Raw genomic sequence first — 16,832 nt, 5'->3', positions numbered from 1 at the left:
AATTTTCCTTTGGCATGCTGCTTCTCGATTCTTTTTTCTCCACCGCCGGCTCGGATTTTTTCTTTCCGCCGACGCAGTTCTTCTAGTCTCTCTGTGGCCATTTACCATAACCTCCTAAATAAATAGTATTCTATATTAAAAATTTGAATTTACATTTAATCATTATAACACAGGTCCAATTGGCAAAAAGCTGTTTTCTTAATTTTCCTGCAATTTAAGTCGGTTTTGTAGTGTGGTACCAATTACAGGGAAAATAAAGGGCTGAGTTTTATGACCATATACCAAGAGTCCACAAACCCAAAGATTTATTTCAAAAAAAACACCGAAAAAAGTTCTTAGAGAACCTCTTTTCGGCGGTTTGGTCTTATTTTTGTTGTTTTAGCATAGTTTAGGGAGAATATTCCCTCCTCTATGCGATAAGCGAAGGTGGGGGGAGTTCAATTGGCAATCCAGGAAAAAGCGTATTCCATATGCTCCGGCAGCTCCACTGCCGGTTCCCTCTCCGTATCAAACGCTCCCTCGATCCCCTTTTCCCTTAGGGCTAAATCAAAGTGGGCGGCGGCAATTCCCATATCCACCCGTTGAATATCATAGGAAAAATACTTGCTATACCCCGGTTCTTTATACTCGTAAAAATGCCAGGCATTGTTTTTTCTAAGGATTCTCCAGGGCTGTTTGTTGGATGCGGAAGGTCCGAGCCTTACCATTTCCAGAGGAAACGCCACTTCTTCAACGGCTACTTTTGGAAGGGGCGTCTGAAAATCCTTGTTGAAAAACAGCTCCTGCCACTTTTTTCGCTGATCCGCTTTTATCAGTTTTCGCATGGCCCGTTCTTTTAAATGCTTGTTTTCAGCCGGATATCCATAGGGGGTTATGATGGGAAACAGCTCATCTTCTTTAATATTCATCGCACCGGCAAAGCCTTTACGGTTAAAGGTTCCTCCTAACCAACAGGTTCCAAGGCCTTTATGGGCTAAGTAAAGCATCAGGACTTCCATTTCATATCCCAGGGCTTCCAGGGCCTTCGCCTCATCTTTTATGGTGGTTCCGATATACTGTTTCGCTCCCTTAATGACCCCGTAGGTCCCAAGTTTTTCCCGGTCCTCCATGGCTTTAGCATCGAGAAAGTGAAACTCCACTTCCTTTTTGAAGGGATTACTTAAGGAGGCGATAAAACCTTCCACTTCTTTTCGGGTATCCGGTTCCACCTCCCGGGGTACATAGTTTCTTACGCTGACCCGTTTTTCCACGGCTTCTTCTATTGAAAAATTGATATTCATTTCCATTGCTCCCTTCGGTTACTAAATTTTTTACCGTCACCATGCCGGACTTTTTATTTATCCGATAACCGGCATGGATACATCCCGGGTATAGGTCCGATCAGGTTTTCTCCCTATACCGCCTTTCGGGCTTTTCGTCGCCTTGCCCTTTCCACTCCGGTCATCCCATAGGTATAAACGATCAGTGCGGTCCAGATAAAACAAAAGCTCACCAGATGGATCATACTGAAATCCTCCTTAAAGAGAAACACGCCGAGGAAAAAGCTGATGGTAGGGGCGATGTACTGCATAAAGCCGATGGTGGAAAACTGCACCAGTTTCGTGCATTTTGCAAACCACAGCAGGGGCGTTGCCGTTGCCACTCCAGAAAACATCAACAGCAGTACCGTGGACAGGGGCAAGGTAAAAAAGCTCCCCGCACCGATGCCCTGAAGGTATCCCAGATAGAAAAGGGCAATCGGTGTCATTACCAATGTCTCCAAGGCCATTCCCGTAACGGAGTCCACCACAAGTACTTTTTTCACCAGACCGTAAAAAGCGAAGGTAAACGCAAGAATCAAAGACACCCAGGGAATCTGACCATACTGCACCGTCAGAAGGAGCACCCCCAGGGTTGCAAGGATCAGAGCCAGGGTTTTTTCCCGATTGAACCGCTCTTTAAACACGATCATACTGAGCAGGGACACCACCAGGGGATTGATATAATACCCAAGACTCGCCTGCAGAACAAAATTCGAATTCACCGCCCAAATATAGGTAAACCAGTTCAAAGTGATTAAAAGGGCGGCGATAAAAATGAGCTTTAGCTGCTTTTTATTTTTCAGCACCAGTCCCAGGGCTTGATAATCCCCCTTGACCACCAAAAGGAGGGAAACAAACACAAAGGACCATGTGATTCGGTGGGCGAGGATTTCCACGGCGGGAATCTGTCCCAGAAGCTTCCAGTACACCGGAAGACTTCCCCACATAATAAAAGCCAGGGCCCCGAAGAGGACCCCGATGTTTTTATCCCGACGATGAATGGTTTTCGACGCTTCCTCCATGACCTTCCCCCGCTTTCCTGTGTTTCACTAATCGGTTTACTTCCTGTTGAGATCATTATAATCGATTTATGGTCGCTTCACAACAGGTATAAGGGCTATTGGAAAATTTTTAAGTCAGGTGGGTCGTTGCCACACTGCCATCCCCCGCCAAACTTCAAGCCAGGGGGGACGCAAGCCAGGCCAGGGGGGACGACAGGTTGCGTAAAAACTGTTTTGTTACAAATTTTATATACTATATGTTGAATCCATAATTCAATGTTCAACTATATATAGCAGTTGATAATTATAACATCAGCGTTTTTACGCAGCCTGCCGTCCCGCTGTCACACTTACTCGTACTGTCCCTGCTCAGATTCGCCGCTGGCGGATTCCATCGCTTCTACTCTTACATACATTTTCTCAAACAGAAAAATCGAGGGGCATAAAAAGCCGAATACCCCAAGGACCGTTTCCAACCCCAAGGCACTGCCCAACATGATGCCTATGGTTCCTGTGATTAGGGAAATAAAAATTAAAAACATAGCTTATCCCTCCTGAAAATACAGAATGATTATATTATACAAAGCTATCAACGAGTACATCAAGTGTCTGTATGAACTTTTTTCACCGCATATCCTTCAGTCCCGAAGGAAATTAGTAAAATCACGATATGAACGGGAAGTATCATCGTTATATAGGCTGCACCTAGAATAACATCCATGATAAAAGTGATTACGATTAGTAGAGGGAAAAGCATTTGATGGCAGCGTTTCGGTTTTATTTCTAATACATCCCCTTCTCCAACTTCAACTTCATTGCTGCGACTTCCAAAATGCCTGATTTTAAGAATGTTCTCATCTTCTTGAAGTTCTACCACAAGGGTTTCCCCCTGCTTAATCCTGGCTACCTTTTCTCCATTCAGGATTATTTTCATTTTAGTAGCTGTCCCCGCCCATCCGGTTCTTCGCTTAATGGTAATCGCCATATTGTTATCTCCTTTACTCTTCAGTTTGGATGCTCCGGAATTCCCACTGATCAAGGGGATCGATTTTTCCTAAGGGTTCCACCAATTTATGGATTTCTTCCCGGTGAACCGTGATTTCATCTTCTACCTCCACGATACTGCTGATTAATCCATACAGCTCATGGATGGTCTCGAGATTTTCTAAGGCTTCTATCGATAAACCTGAACCTTCTTCATTGCTGCCCAGCATTTCTCGGTTAACGGTATAAAGACTTTCCCGGGTTACGGATAAAATATAATCGATGTCTTCCATTTCATCTTTTATACCGTCTAAATAACTGGAGCTTATGAACTGAGGGCGCCCGAATGATTGAAACTCTATCCCCCGAACTTCCCTTGACAACCAATGCACATAAAAACTGTTATGCAAAATGCCGCTCCAAGTGCGTAGATCTTCCTCTTCAATGTTTTCTTCCCCATCCTCGATGGATTCAATAAAGGACCCAAGATTATTCTCTAACCACTGCACCCTTATCATCATTTGTCTGGCATAATCATGGCCGTTACGATCCTCTTTGTTTACAATTTCATTCAATTGACGGAACTGATACATATTACCCAACAACAAAATTAGAACTAGAACTCCCACAAGGATCACTTTTTTATTTTTTAGGATAACGCATTCTCCTTTCCCTAGCTGCTTTTTAAGAAACTGAATAACCGGTAGGCTAAATATAAAAATACAATGATCGCCAGGACAAAACCGATTTCCGCCACCCCAATTAAGCCATTTAGCATACGTATCTCCCCCTTATTCAAATCTAGGCCTTAGGGACGTTTTCTGGCAAACCAAACGTTCCCGTGCCACCGGAAATTTGCTTAAGCCACGGTAGCCTAAGCCACGGGAAGGCTTGTTAAATATGCAGCTGACGTGATCTAACCACATGGCAAACAAAGCGTCCCCGTGCCATCCCCGTGCCATCCCCGTGCCATCCCCGTGTAAAAGATGACAAAAAGTCCGTCCCGCTGTCATCTTATCAGAATTACCAGCACTGCCATGATCCTCTTTTTCAATTATTATACCTCCTCATGAGCCTTTTTCTCTTAGTAATCAATTCTAGATTTCCGATCGTAAATCCTCTATTTTTTGGAAATTTAATTTCGTTTTTGAAAAAGAAAACCCTTGGGAGGTTTCCTTTGCCATTTTTACGTATTCATTACCCCCTAAATACACAACCGCCATGACCTAATCCATGGCAAATAAAGCGTCTCCTTGGCATTCCCTTGGCATTTTGGCAAACAAAGCGTCCCCATTCCATTAAATACCTGGCAAACTAAAAAAGAGACCCGTAAAAGCCTCTTTTCTCATCAAAACCAAAGTAATCTTAGTCTTTTGACTTATAATCCGACGGAGAGATGTTCTCACTTTTATGAAATACCCGGCTGAAATAATGTTGGGAGCGATACCCCACTTTTTTTGCCACATCGTACATTCGTATGTCCGCTCCCCCTTCATCCAGCAGGTCTTTGGCTTTTTCAATACGGACTTTGGTTAGTAGTTCCGTAAAGGTATAACCGGTGTCCTCTTTCATCAGCCGGCTTAAATAGGCCCGATTCACGCCGAACATTTTCGCTAGTTTCTGTACACTGAGATCCGCCTCTTCGTAATGCCGTTCAACATAGTCCACCACCCGCAGGGTAATTCCGGAGCAGTCCTCACGGGAAACCAGGTGTTCCTTTCGCCTTTGGCCTGACTCTTCCCCTTGCCCCTCCCGGGAGTGCAGCCGATCCTCCACCCGTTCTAAGAGCTTGAAGAAATCGCTTTTGGGAACGGGCTTTAGTAAATAGTCAAACACCTGAAGTTTAATGGACTCATAGGCATACTCGAAATAATCATATCCGGTGATCATCACCAGCAGAGATTCCGGGGAGATTTCCCGGATTTGTTTTGCCAGAAACAGTCCGTTCCGGTTCCCTAACTGAATGTCTAAAAAACAGACCGCCGGTTTCTGCTCTTTTATGGATTCCAGAGCCTCCTCCGCCGTGGCAAATTCACCCGCCAGCTGAAAGGGGGATCCATATTCCCGGATCCAACGACTGAACCCCCGGCGGATTTTTCCTTCGTCTTCCACTACGATGATTTTATGCATCCTCTCCCCCTCCTTTTCGACAGTAAATGACCCGTACCCCGGTGCCCACTCTTTGTTCTCCGTCCTTCACCGGGAAAAGGTATACCCCGTAGTTTTGGCCGCAGATTTGTTTGATCCGGTGATTAATCCAGTATAGCCCGAATCCGATGGCTTCCCCCGGTCCTAGATTCTGATCCAGGGACTCTTGGATGGTTTTTATCCGATCCTCGGTCAGGACTCTGCCGTTATCCTTTACTTCAATGTGAAGGTCTTTCCCCTTTTTTTCCAGTGAGACGGAAAGGAAACATTTCTCCTGTTTTTCCAAAAGTTCACTATAATTAATCGCATTTTCCGCCAAGGGTTGTAAAATGATTTTCGGGATCCTTTCTTTGAGCAGTGCCTCATCGTAGGATATTTCATAGTCTAAACGTTCTTCATACCGGGCTTCCTGTATCCGAAGATAACTCTCCAGGTGGGTTAGCTCCTCTTCTAAGGTTACGAATTTTTTCCCTTGATTAAAGCCTACACGGAAATATTGGCTGAGGGCTTCCACCAGCTCCGCCACTTCATGGGCATTGTATTCCTCGGCGGACCAACGGATGGTATCCAAGGTATTGTATAGAAAATGGGGTTTTACCTGTTCTTGAAGCAGCCGATAATCCGCTTCCTGTTTTTCCCCATAAATACGGTCCAAGTCCTTCAGCATGTGATTGAAATACCCGCCCAGTTGATTGATTTCATCTTCTCCCTGTCCGGCAAAACGCACTTTGGTATCTCCGCTTTGTACTTCCCCCATCAGTTTTTGCAGCTTTCGTACCGGGTAAACGATGGATTTTATCAGTACGAACAATAAAATCAACAGCACCGCCGCCACAAGAATACCGATCATTAATGCCCGGTATTGCAGTCGCCAAAGTCCTGCGGTCATCTGTTGCTCTTCCACCTCAAACATCAATCGCCAAGAGGCCGCGGGATTCACCCTAGTGTCAAAAACCTGAATCCCAGGGTTTCCACCACCTATGGGATCCCGAGTGCCGATCCCCTGTCCTTCGCTGTCGATAATCGTCCCCTGCCCTTCATAGAGCTGAATATCCCGGGCGATTGCATTGATTTTTCCCAGATCAATGGCCGCGGAAACATAGGCAACTTCCTGAGACGCTTCCCCTTCGACTTCATGGAGGATCACTACGATATTCTCCTCATTGGCCTGGGACTCGATGGGCTGACTGATCACATAGGCCTTTTGTTCCCCTTCGATCCGTTGATAGTATTCCCGATCCACTATGGAAAAGCAGGCTCCGTTGGTAATACAGGCATTCCCCTCAGGATCGATCACGCCTAAGGACTCGTACACATCGTCCCGTACCTGTTGTTGCTCCTGCAAATAAGTCAGAGCCTCTTCCCGGTTTAAATCGAAATAATCCATATTCCGGGCATAGCCGTGGACTTCTTCAATGCGCATTTCAAACCAGGCATCGATTTCCTGTCCTTTGGCATCCACCAATTGCTGGGTTAAATTCTCCGTCAGGGGGATCACCTCCTGGGTCATCTCCTGATGAAACAATCCCAGAAACAATATAAACAGTGCGATAAATGCGGTACCCACCGCCAGTAGGATTTTAAAGCCAATGCTTTTTTTCATTTTCGGATCCCTCTTTCATAATTCCCTAGTTTTATCCAAACCCTTCCGACTTCCGTACAGTCTTCCTACTGCTATTTTATCATGGTTCTTAAGCCCCTTCCACTATGTAAAACAAAACCAGCCCTCCGACAAAACATCGGAAGGTTGGTTTGTGATTGCTTATTCTTTCGCCGCATTTTCTCCTGCAATACGACCGAATACTAAAATATCTGTAATTGCATTTCCGCCCAGGCGATTGGCTCCATGAATACCGCCGGTAACTTCTCCCGCAGCATAAAGTCCTTCGATCCTTTCATCATTCACATCAAGGACTTGGGCATTCTCGTTGATTTTAATGCCTCCCATGGTATGGTGCACCGCGGGCACCACTTTTTGGATATAGAAGGGTCCCTCTTCGACGGTCCGCTGACTGCCGGTCTTTTCTATATCGATTGCCTCTCCCTCTTGGATAAAGGCATTGTATTCCTCCAGGGTTTCAAGTAAAGCTTCTTCTTCAACATCAAACTTCGCAGCTAAATCCCCTAAGTCATCACTTTGATAGATCAAATCATTATCCTTTAAGTTTTGAAATTCTTTTTCGTGGAGGGAGGTCATATTTCCTACTTCTTCAATCTCCTGTCCCCAGATTAGGTAGGCTTGCTGGTCGGTTTGATCCAGAATCCCCTGAGAAATGGTGTCCCTTCTTCCCATTTCATTAATGAAGCGCTCCCCTTCCTGGTTGACTAAAATCGCTCCGTCAAATCGGGAGTTTGCCACATAGGAAATGACACCGGTTTGAGGATTGCAGGTGGGATAGGTCTGTATCTCTTCCATATCGACAAAGTTTGCCTCAATCTCTTCCGCCATGGAAATGCCGTCTCCCGTTGTAGCGGGCACCACGGTGGTCATATAACGGTCATCGTACTCTTCGTTGAAGGACTGACGCATTTCCAGATTGTCTCCGAAACCGCCGGTGGCAACCACCACACTTCGGTTCGCATGAAAGGTCAGCTCCTGTTCCGCTTCATTTTTCGCCTTGACCTCCGTAACCCTTCCCTGATCGTCCATAATCAGTTCCGTTGCTTCCGTGGCCATTTTGAAGGTTACCCCAAGGTCCCGGGCTTTTTCTTCAAGCTTTTCAATCAGCTCCACTCCTTTGTTGCCGTCGGCAATTAGGGCTCTCGGTACGGAGTGGCCGCCGAACTGCTGCAATCGGTCGGAAATAAAGTTTACTCCGATCTCTTCCTGTAGCCATTGGGTAACCCCTTCGGCTTCCTCTGCCATAATGCTTACCAGGGCTTCATCGTTTTGATGATCTCCCCCTTCCAGAGTGTCTTCAATAAACTGGTCCACACTGTCTTCCACATCATTCCGTTCCTGTTGCTCCGTATTCGGTGCATTCAGCCCGCCACCGGAAACCAAAGTGTTTCCTCCTAAGGCGTGCATTTTTTCCAGTAAAACCACTTGGGCACCGTTTTCTTGTGCTTCGATTGCCGCCGACAGACCGGCTCCGCCGCCGCCGATGACAACCACATCATAGGTCTCTTCCAGGTTTTCCGCCTCTTCGGCAAAGGTGATCTTCTCATCCTCTGTAAAGAGCTCCTCATTCCCGCCGGCTTCCACTAAGGCGTTGCGCACCCCTCGAATAATGCCTAAGCTTGTCAGCGTAGCGCCGCTAACCGTATCGACGTTGGTGGTCTTGTGCTCCTCCATCGCCGGCATGATTTTTTCAAAGGCCGGATCCGTAAGCACCGGGGTCTCGTTATGATCCAGTACTTCAATGCTGGCAATATCCTGATTTTCAACCGTCACCTTTACTTCAATGGGTCCTTCGTGTCCCGGGGCGGTGGCGACGTACTCCCCGTCCTGATACTTTCCTTCCGGCGCTTCCACCTCATCGATGTCCTCTTCGCCGTTACAGGCACCGAGGGTTACCGCCATCAGTATTAACAGTAAAAACCATGCTGTTTTCTTTTTCCATCCTTTCATCACACTACCTCCTTGAGTTGTTATTTCTTTATCAACTTCATTGTAGTAGAGAAGCGTAGCGTTGTATTTACACAATTTTTACGACCTTTGCACTCCTGTGACAAAATTAACGAATAACCCAGGAGGTATTCGGGTCATAAAATGACCCAAATAGCCCAAAAGGGACGGAGGTTTTCGGGTCATAAAATAGCCCAAAAGGGACGGAGCCCACTAATAACAAAACCTCCCATAAAGCGGAAGGTTTTAATTTTGTTCCCTGGAATTTATTAAATTTGCTATATTTCCTGATTGAGTAAGAAGGCCTTAAGCTCTGTTAAATCTCGGAACCCTTCAGTTTCCTGGTAATCCACCGGGACGTCCCAGGAGTTCATGGTTATCCCTGATTTTTCAAGCAATCCCTCCAGCACCTGCATATAAATTCCCGGGTTTCCCTTACTGTCACAGGAAGGACTCCGTTCAATTCCGATGATTCCTTTTATTGTGTAACTTTTGTTTCGATATTCGTTGATTTCCTCCACTACCGGTTCTAACAATTGCCGACAGTGCTCACGGTAAGCCGGGGTATCATACTGTTGTAGGGTCATGGGCGGCCGGCCTTCTCCTCCAAACCGAAACTCCGGGCAGGGAAGTTGGATGATCCCCAGGTTTTGGTCCAGCACAATCTTTACAATCCTGCTAAAAGGACCAGAAGCCCGTTCCCAACCTTTAATGACTGCATTCTGATTCAAAATACAGTGGGCAGTTACCAGCAGTTCCTTTTTTCTTTTCATTTATCGCTTCCCGAATAGGTATTGGGGCGGCATCTTTCGAATCACATACCACACCAGCAAACAGCTTCCGATCTTATCCACCAGATTACCGGTAATCCGTGGAATAAAGGCCGCCGTAAAAATTCGCTGACCACTTGCCAGCAACCAGGCGAAAATAATGTCGGTGCCTCCGCCAGTAACTCCTCCGTACATTACCACCGCTATAGGAGTCCCGATCAGCGGGGCTACCACCGCAACAATCCCTCCGGTTATCAAAGCGGTTTTAAACTTGAAACCGTATTTTTTTGCCATAAACCCTACGATCAGGCCGATTGCAATATTTACCAAAGCAAAGGGGATGGTTCGGGGATTGGTGATCATCCCTTGTATCACATTGGTCAGTCCTCCCGTTAAGGCACCGGCAAATGGGCCCAACACCACCGCTACAAAAATGGTTCCCACAGTATCCAGGAACAAAAGGGGAATTTGCAGAGTCTGGGCCAACGTTCCCAGCACAATGTTTAGTACCACTCCTAAAGATGCATAAATCATACCCCCGGTGGAGGAAAAGGGGGCTGCTTTTTTCTGAAGTTCCATCATATCCACTCCTCTTATAATAAATTTATTATTTAACAATGTTATTATAAGTCATCCTTCGAATGAGTACCAATTGTAATCCTGTATCGAAAAAGAGATTGTTATAAGAAATCGGAATAGGTACGTCCCTTCTTAAAACCCCGTCAATGAACAAAAAAGTGGATTGATTCAAATATTTCACTGCTTCTTGATCTTCTAAGGCCTTGATCATAACCTATCTGTAATCATCAAGCCCCTCTAGTCTTGGGTTCTATCCACCAGGTCCGCTAGTTCCTCAAGAAAAATCTCCGGGTGGGAATGATGAATTTTATGCCCGCCCTCTTCGATCCCTCTGAGTTTGGAGTTCGGCAAGGCTTCCTGGAGTCGTTTTCCATCCTTCTCATAATCCAGCATCCGATCCATCTCTCCGAATAGTATGGTTACCGGGGTGGTGATTTCTTCGTATTGTTCACTGATTGCATTCACCGAATCGTACATATGGGACAGTTCATAGGCCGTGGCGGTAAACTGCTTCGGTCGTAAATACAAGGAGGCAATCTCTTCGATGTACTTTTGGGGAGGTTCCATGGGATCGAAGGCTTGCTCATAAATATTGGGAGCCATTATACTTCCCAGGGGGAGCACCAGGGTATTGGTAATCAGGGGACCGATCACCGGGTAACGGGGTAAGGCGTAAAAACCTTCCGTTGGCGGTTCGTCCATATAGGATACCCCGGCTAAGGAAATCCCTCCCCGTACCTGGTCCGGATAATCCAACAGGTATTGAAGCATCACTGCCCCGCCGTAGGAATGCCCGACGATAATGGGTTGTTCAATCTCCAGTTCATTAAGAGCTTCATGAATGAGCTTGGCCTGCTGTTTCGTGGTCAGCTGATCGGGATGGTCATATTCACTGTACCCATACCCCGGCCGATCAAAGGCAATCGCTTCATATTCATCGGCCACGTCATCGAAAATGGAAAGGGTGAACTCCTGCAAGGTACCGTCCCTGCCATGCAAAAGCACCACGGGAACCCCCGAACCCCCTCTTACATAGTGAAGATCCTCTTCGCTGCTGGCCGTAGATACAAAGTCCCCCTGGGGAGGATAGTCCGCCTCGATACTTCTGGTTTTTAAAAATGTATATCCGTACAGTATTAGTGCTAGTAGAATCGTTGCCGCCAGAATACCGGTCAATATGCTTTTAGGCATCTTTCTTTTTCTCCTTTTCATTATCATTTCCCCACCTTTTTATCAAATAGCCTTTGTTCTTATTTTAACAAAAAACAACGATGCTTTTACATGTTTATCCCTAACCATAGGGTAGGGGACGTAGGGTAGGGGACGGAGGTGTTTGATTCATCATGAACCGAATACCTCCGTCCCTTTTGGTTTACTTTGGTTTACTTTGGTTTACCACGATGCCTTTTCTCGCAGTAGTTCTTTCAGTTTATTATAACTCTTCTCAAATATAACCGGGTCGATCTCCTTACCCTTTATACTTTCCATTAACTCCAGAGCATTGTCCATTCGATAGGATCGGTAAACCCTGGGCTCTGTTATGGCCTCAAAGATATCCGCAATTTTTATAATCCTGCTGTACAGCGGGATATTTTTCCCTGATATTCCATCGGGGTAGCCTGTCCCATCCCAGTTTTCATGATGATGTCTAATGGATTTCCCGGTCACCGGACTTTGCCGCTTTCCCTTCCATGCTTTTACATATAATTCCTGTGAGTACACCGGATGTTTTTTCATTATTTCCCACTCTTCAGCATTTAGTTTTCCTCTTTTATACAGTATTTCCTCGGGAATTTGGCTTTTGCCGATATCATGGTATAATGCCGCTTCTCTAAGAATGGCGTTTTCTTCGCCGGGTAGATTTATTTCCCCGGAAATAGCCGAGGCAATCTCCACAACATTGGATGAATGCATGAAGATATCCATGGTAAAGTAGTCACTGATCACTATCATGTTATGATTTTCTCTAAAATTATCCATTTGCCTAGGCAGATTACTTCACGAGTAGTTGATGCCCCTTGCCCCAGGTCCTCTGCCGCCCTCCTTCCTTATTTGCCGAATCCTGTAACCACATGAATCCTCAGGTCCATTTCTTTAAACGGGTGCAAAATTATTTTGGTTTTCACTTGTTCCCATTAATCTGTTGCAGTATTTCCTTCTGCCGATTTCTTCTCCTCTTCTTCTTCCATTTTTTCATTTTCTTCCGGTAGGTTTTTTTCATTTTTACCAACAACTTCAAAGCATCATCTCCTTATATTTCCGTTACAATCAATCAACTTTAAATCGTCTTAGGATTTCGTTAAGATCCTGGGCTAGTGTTGCCAGTCCATCACTGGCGGAGGAGATTTCTTCCACCGAAGAGGCCTGTTCTTCTACTGATGCGGAAATTTCTTGGGTTGAGGCGGAGTTTTCTTCAGCGATTGCTGAAAGGTTTTGTAAGGCATCGAGGATTTCCTGTTTTTTCCCTTCCATCTCTTCCCCTGAAACATTAAGATTTTCAATCCCTTTTCCCGACTCTTTAATGGCCCTTTCAATGGTTTGGTATTTTTCCTTGGTGTCGACGACTTTTTCCCCTTGCTCCTCTAAAATTTTCGCTACGCTTTCCATGGTCTTAACGGACTGTTGGGCGTTTCCTTGAAGTTCTCGTACCACTCCATCAATGGTTTCTGTGGACTTCGAAGATTCTTCCGCTAATTTTCGAATCTCTTCCGCCACCACCGCAAAGCCTTTGCCTGCCTCACCGGCACGGGCGGCTTCAATGGCGGCATTTAAGGCCAGCAAATTGGTTTGCTCCGAAATCGATGCAATTACACTACTGGCCTGACCGATTTTGTTGGCACTTTCATTGGTGTTTTCAATGCCTTTTTGTACTTCTTTCGTCTTTACGTTGCTCTCTTTGGCAATTTCCGTCAGAGCTTCGATTTCCAGAAATCCGTCCTCTACCGCTTTTCCAACAACCCTATTGGATTCATTAAGTGCTTGCATGTAATTTTGATCTTTTTCTATGATATTTCCAAGTTCCAACCCTTTGTTAGAACCTTCTTCTGCATTCGTCGCTTGATCCGCAGCACTTTTTGCTATTTCCTCTACGGTTTTTGCCACTTCCTCCGCTGCCGTGGCCGATTGTTGAGAGGTTGCCGTAAGCTCTTCCGATGAAGCACTTACCTTTTCCGAGGAGTCCTGTACAGAAGATAGTACCTCCCTTAAATTATCGACGATTTCCTGGAAGCTCCTGCCTAGCACTCCCACCTCATCTTTTCGATTTTTTATTTTTTCATCGATATCCCGGGTCAGATCCAGATTGGAAAGTCTCAAGGAGTCTTCTTTTATGGCCATCAGGGGCTTGGATATATTATGGCCCACAACATAGGTGGCGCCGGAGGCCAACAGTAAAAGTGATACGATCCCTAGGATCAACGTGTTTTGCATAGTATTAGCACCGGCCAGCACTTCATTTCTGTTCGCCGTAACAATTAAGGTCCAGGGACTGTTTTCAATAGTACTGTAACCGGCAAACAGTTCCTCTCCTTCAAAGGTATAGGCCCCGAAGCCATCTTCTCCGGTAAGGGCCTGTTGTAGAATCTTGGCTGTGGAGCTCAATGCGCTTTCGGATTTTGCTTCGTTAATTGCATTGTATTCGTCGGTTATAAAATCTCTATTTCTATGGGCTGCCACGGTTCCTTCCTGATTAATCGCATAGGCATAGCCGCTTTCCCCATAGGTTATGGTGTCTGTAATCGCACTCAGACCAAAGCCGTCCCGGGTTCCAAATACAAAACCTACAACTTCATCATTTTCAGTAATGGGCGCTACATAGGTAACCTCTGGATTACCTGTGGTCGGACTGATTAAAATATCCGAAACCGAAGCTTCTCCTGTTTCCAGGGCTTTTTGAAAGTATGCCCGATGGTTCACATCAATGGACTCACCGGAAATTAGTTGCAGGTTTCCCTCAAGATCAATTACCCCCAGGTTTAAAAAATTACTGCGTTCCAGCTGATTCCTAAGAACCCCTCTTTGTACACTGAAATTCATGCTTTCAATATCTTCTCTGGAAGCGATCATCTCCAACGTACGTATTTGCGTTTCCACTCTTGCTTCCACAACTTCCGAAGCTTCTGCAGCCAAGCTACTGAGGGCATTGGTAGCTTCCTCTTCCAGGGCGGTGGATGCTATGTAAATTGAAATACCCCCAAATAAAACAAATCCTATCAGAAACATACTTCCGAAAACAACAATCAGTCGATGTTTAATACTCTTCATAAATATTCCTCCCGAAATTTTTTGTAGTCTATGCTTAAACACACCTTGTTTTTTTACCCATATTCTTTAATCATTATGGCATTACCAGGGCAATCCCTACAATAGTGCCCTTGTACATATCCCTTAGTACAATTGTACATTTATACTTCATTTCTCTAATTTCCCGGGATAACCAATTGAATCCTCTTAAGTATTATGGTATGTTTAATAATGCCTTTCGATGAAATATTAACAATATTTGGATTTTTCATTTTTTTGTACATCTTTCCCCACTATCCACCGTAGTACAAAAAATAGTGAAGGAGATTACCATTTATGAGTGACCTCGCAGTTTTAAACAAACTTGATACCATAGCAAAAAATCTTCAATACGCCCCCGAGGAGTCGATCGAAAAAATCGATACCATCCTCAATGATGAAGGGGCTTTATCCCGGAAAGTTCATATGAAAGGACTATATTATAAGGGATGCGCCCTAATGTTCTCTGAGAATACCCCGGAAATGAAAGCTATCGCCAATAAACTGAAAAACGTTGCCGAAAGACTTCAAGACCGGGAAAATATGATGCGCAGCTACAATTTGCTTGGCATTGCCCATTGCAATCTGAACGATCACTACCAAGCCATTACTTTTTATAAAAAAGGGTATAGCCTGGCCCAATCCCTGAAAGACTGTAGAATGGTCGCCGTACAGGCCTTAAATATTTCCGATGTCTTGTTTGCTATGGAAAAATACAAAAACGCAAAGGATTTTGCGCAAATTTCAATTATCCATTCAACAAAAATCCACTACCATCGGCTGACAGCCACGGCCCATTGTCGTTTAGCCAATATTCATTTATTGGAAAAAGATTGCCCCAGCGCCCTTTTAGCCCTTCAGGATGCAAAAAAGCATATTGCTTCCGACTTTCAACCCTTGGACTTTTTTTATTATGATCTTACGCAGGCCAAAATCTCCCTGTACAAAGGCAACCTGGACCAGGGGAAACATCTCCTGGATCAAGCAAAGGCCCACTTGCAGATAAAAAAGACCCAAAGGACGGAGATATTATTGGCCATCGCCCACAGTGACCACGAGGGTGCCCGGGGCAATTTGCAGGAAGCTGAAAAGTTGTTGTTGAGGGCTTTAGGTTTATGTCGTGCCCTTAATAAAATAAAACTGGAAATTGAAATTTGTTCTAAACTTTCAAGCTTGTATGCTAAAATGAATCAGCCTAATTTAGAAAACCGCTTTCTTAAACGATGGATTAGACTAAAATCCGAAAGGTTTCATGCCTTCTGTGACTATGATATTATGAAGGATTTCATGGAAAATGATTTTAACAGAAACACCTGCATAACCTTACAAAAAGAAAATGCAAAACTAAAGGAAGAACGGGTCCAGTGTGAGCAAGGTTTTCATAATCAGCGCCGATTCAATGAGAAATTCGATCAAATCATGATGAAGCCCAACCTTTCCAGCACCCTGCTAAACTTTAAAGATGCCTTAAAAGAACTTCATCCAACAAATAGCTTTTCGTTTTATTATTATAATCATGCAGAAAGTCATTGGCTGGACTTATATCAAAATCTACGTTTTGACGCCGCACAAAAACCTGAGTTAAACGAGGTGCTATATAAATCCGGTAAGTTAACGGAAAAAGATAGCGGTTCCGCCTTCTATCAATACGCCCACACGGAGTTTACCCATTGCGTGGCTTTGTTCTGTGTAAATAAGGAGGGGGATGTGCTGACTGTAATTTTGCAAAATTTCCATCTGCTGAATCTTCCCGAGGCTATGGAGACCTTTATAAAAAGAGTGATGCTTTATTTATTCTGCTTAATTGAGATAAATCGGTGCAACGATCACAGTCCTCAGTATTTAAAAACTTTACAAAGCTTCAACTTAACCAAAACGGAAAAAGAAATTGTACAATACGTGTGCCAGGGATTAAGCAATAAAGAAATTGCCAGTAAATGCAATGTATCCGTTTATACCGTGCGAAATCAACTGTCTTTTGTTTTCACTAAGATGGGAGTATCCAATCGGTATGAAGTCATCAGCAAGCTTCTTAATATTTCCCAAGATTCTTTTTCCTAAACCCTAAGGGACAAACCAAAGGGGACGGAGCATTCCCGTAATCGTCTTAAATAGGATTTGAAAAAAGAATGACCTCGCGATAGAATTAGATAAGTGTTCCCGAGAAGGACAAATCTAAAACTATTGGAGGTCATTCATT

The 16,832-nt window shown here is 44.7% G+C and carries 14 protein-coding genes; 1 reads left to right on the top strand and 13 read right to left on the bottom strand.

Annotated elements, in window-relative coordinates:
* Positions 1-437 precede the first annotated feature (437 nt).
* The 13 genes from ISALK_RS14045 to ISALK_RS13985 form a co-directional block, all read right to left on the bottom strand.
* The gene (locus ISALK_RS14045) at positions 438-1,280 is read right to left on the bottom strand and encodes a nitroreductase family protein (RefSeq protein ID WP_160723388.1); all 843 of its coding nucleotides are present in this window, start codon (positions 1,278-1,280) and stop codon (positions 438-440) included.
* Between the two features lie 113 nt (positions 1,281-1,393).
* Positions 1,394-2,323, bottom strand: coding sequence for an EamA family transporter RarD (gene rarD / locus ISALK_RS14040; RefSeq protein WP_160723386.1), 930 nt, complete (start codon positions 2,321-2,323; stop codon positions 1,394-1,396).
* A gap of 329 nt (positions 2,324-2,652) precedes the next feature.
* On the bottom strand, positions 2,653-2,844 hold the full coding sequence (locus tag ISALK_RS14035; RefSeq protein ID WP_160723384.1) for a hypothetical protein: 192 nt from the start codon (positions 2,842-2,844) through the stop codon (positions 2,653-2,655).
* Between the two features lie 59 nt (positions 2,845-2,903).
* The gene (locus ISALK_RS14030; protein ID WP_160723382.1) at positions 2,904-3,287 is read right to left on the bottom strand and encodes a hypothetical protein; all 384 of its coding nucleotides are present in this window, start codon (positions 3,285-3,287) and stop codon (positions 2,904-2,906) included.
* 13 nt (positions 3,288-3,300) lie between these two features.
* Entirely contained in the window at positions 3,301-3,894 is a 594-nt protein-coding gene (locus tag ISALK_RS14025; protein WP_160723380.1) for a hypothetical protein, read from the bottom strand.
* Positions 3,895-4,651: 757 nt separating this feature from the next.
* Positions 4,652-5,416 (bottom strand): response regulator transcription factor, encoded by a 765-nt coding sequence (locus tag ISALK_RS14020; protein ID WP_160723378.1) that lies wholly within the window; start codon positions 5,414-5,416, stop codon positions 4,652-4,654.
* Complete coding sequence (locus tag ISALK_RS14015) at positions 5,409-7,037, bottom strand: cache domain-containing sensor histidine kinase (RefSeq protein ID WP_160723376.1); 1,629 nt, start codon at positions 7,035-7,037, stop codon at positions 5,409-5,411. The genes ISALK_RS14020 and ISALK_RS14015 overlap by 8 nt, the downstream gene beginning before the upstream one ends.
* A 159-nt stretch (positions 7,038-7,196) precedes the next feature.
* Positions 7,197-9,005: a flavocytochrome c gene (locus ISALK_RS14010; protein ID WP_160723374.1), complete on the bottom strand. Its 1,809-nt coding sequence runs from the start codon at positions 9,003-9,005 to the stop codon at positions 7,197-7,199.
* A gap of 275 nt (positions 9,006-9,280) precedes the next feature.
* Complete coding sequence (locus ISALK_RS14005) at positions 9,281-9,775, bottom strand: CD3072 family TudS-related putative desulfidase (RefSeq protein WP_160723372.1); 495 nt, start codon at positions 9,773-9,775, stop codon at positions 9,281-9,283.
* The gene (locus ISALK_RS14000; protein WP_371724065.1) at positions 9,776-10,354 is read right to left on the bottom strand and encodes a CD3073 family putative ECF transporter S component; all 579 of its coding nucleotides are present in this window, start codon (positions 10,352-10,354) and stop codon (positions 9,776-9,778) included.
* A gap of 234 nt (positions 10,355-10,588) precedes the next feature.
* Positions 10,589-11,542 (bottom strand): alpha/beta fold hydrolase, encoded by a 954-nt coding sequence (locus ISALK_RS13995; protein ID WP_160723370.1) that lies wholly within the window; start codon positions 11,540-11,542, stop codon positions 10,589-10,591.
* Positions 11,543-11,743: 201 nt separating this feature from the next.
* Positions 11,744-12,304, bottom strand: a complete 561-nt coding sequence (locus tag ISALK_RS13990) for an HD-GYP domain-containing protein (protein ID WP_160723368.1) — start codon at positions 12,302-12,304, stop codon at positions 11,744-11,746.
* Between the two features lie 315 nt (positions 12,305-12,619).
* Positions 12,620-14,614 carry a methyl-accepting chemotaxis protein gene (locus tag ISALK_RS13985; protein WP_160723366.1) on the bottom strand — a complete coding sequence of 665 codons (1,995 nt, stop codon included), beginning with the start codon at positions 14,612-14,614 and terminating at the stop codon, positions 12,620-12,622.
* A gap of 315 nt (positions 14,615-14,929) precedes the next feature.
* Between ISALK_RS13985 and ISALK_RS13980 the strand changes: the two genes are divergently transcribed.
* Positions 14,930-16,693, top strand: coding sequence for a helix-turn-helix domain-containing protein (locus ISALK_RS13980; protein ID WP_160723364.1), 1,764 nt, complete (start codon positions 14,930-14,932; stop codon positions 16,691-16,693).
* The last annotated feature ends 139 nt before the right edge of the window (positions 16,694-16,832 follow it).

Origin of the sequence: Isachenkonia alkalipeptolytica (genome assembly GCF_009910325.1) — a bacterium.
GTDB lineage: Bacteria > Bacillota > Clostridia > Peptostreptococcales > T1SED10-28 > Isachenkonia > Isachenkonia alkalipeptolytica.
Note: the sequence above shows the minus strand (reverse complement) of the source record. Positions and strands in the feature narration are given on the sequence as shown.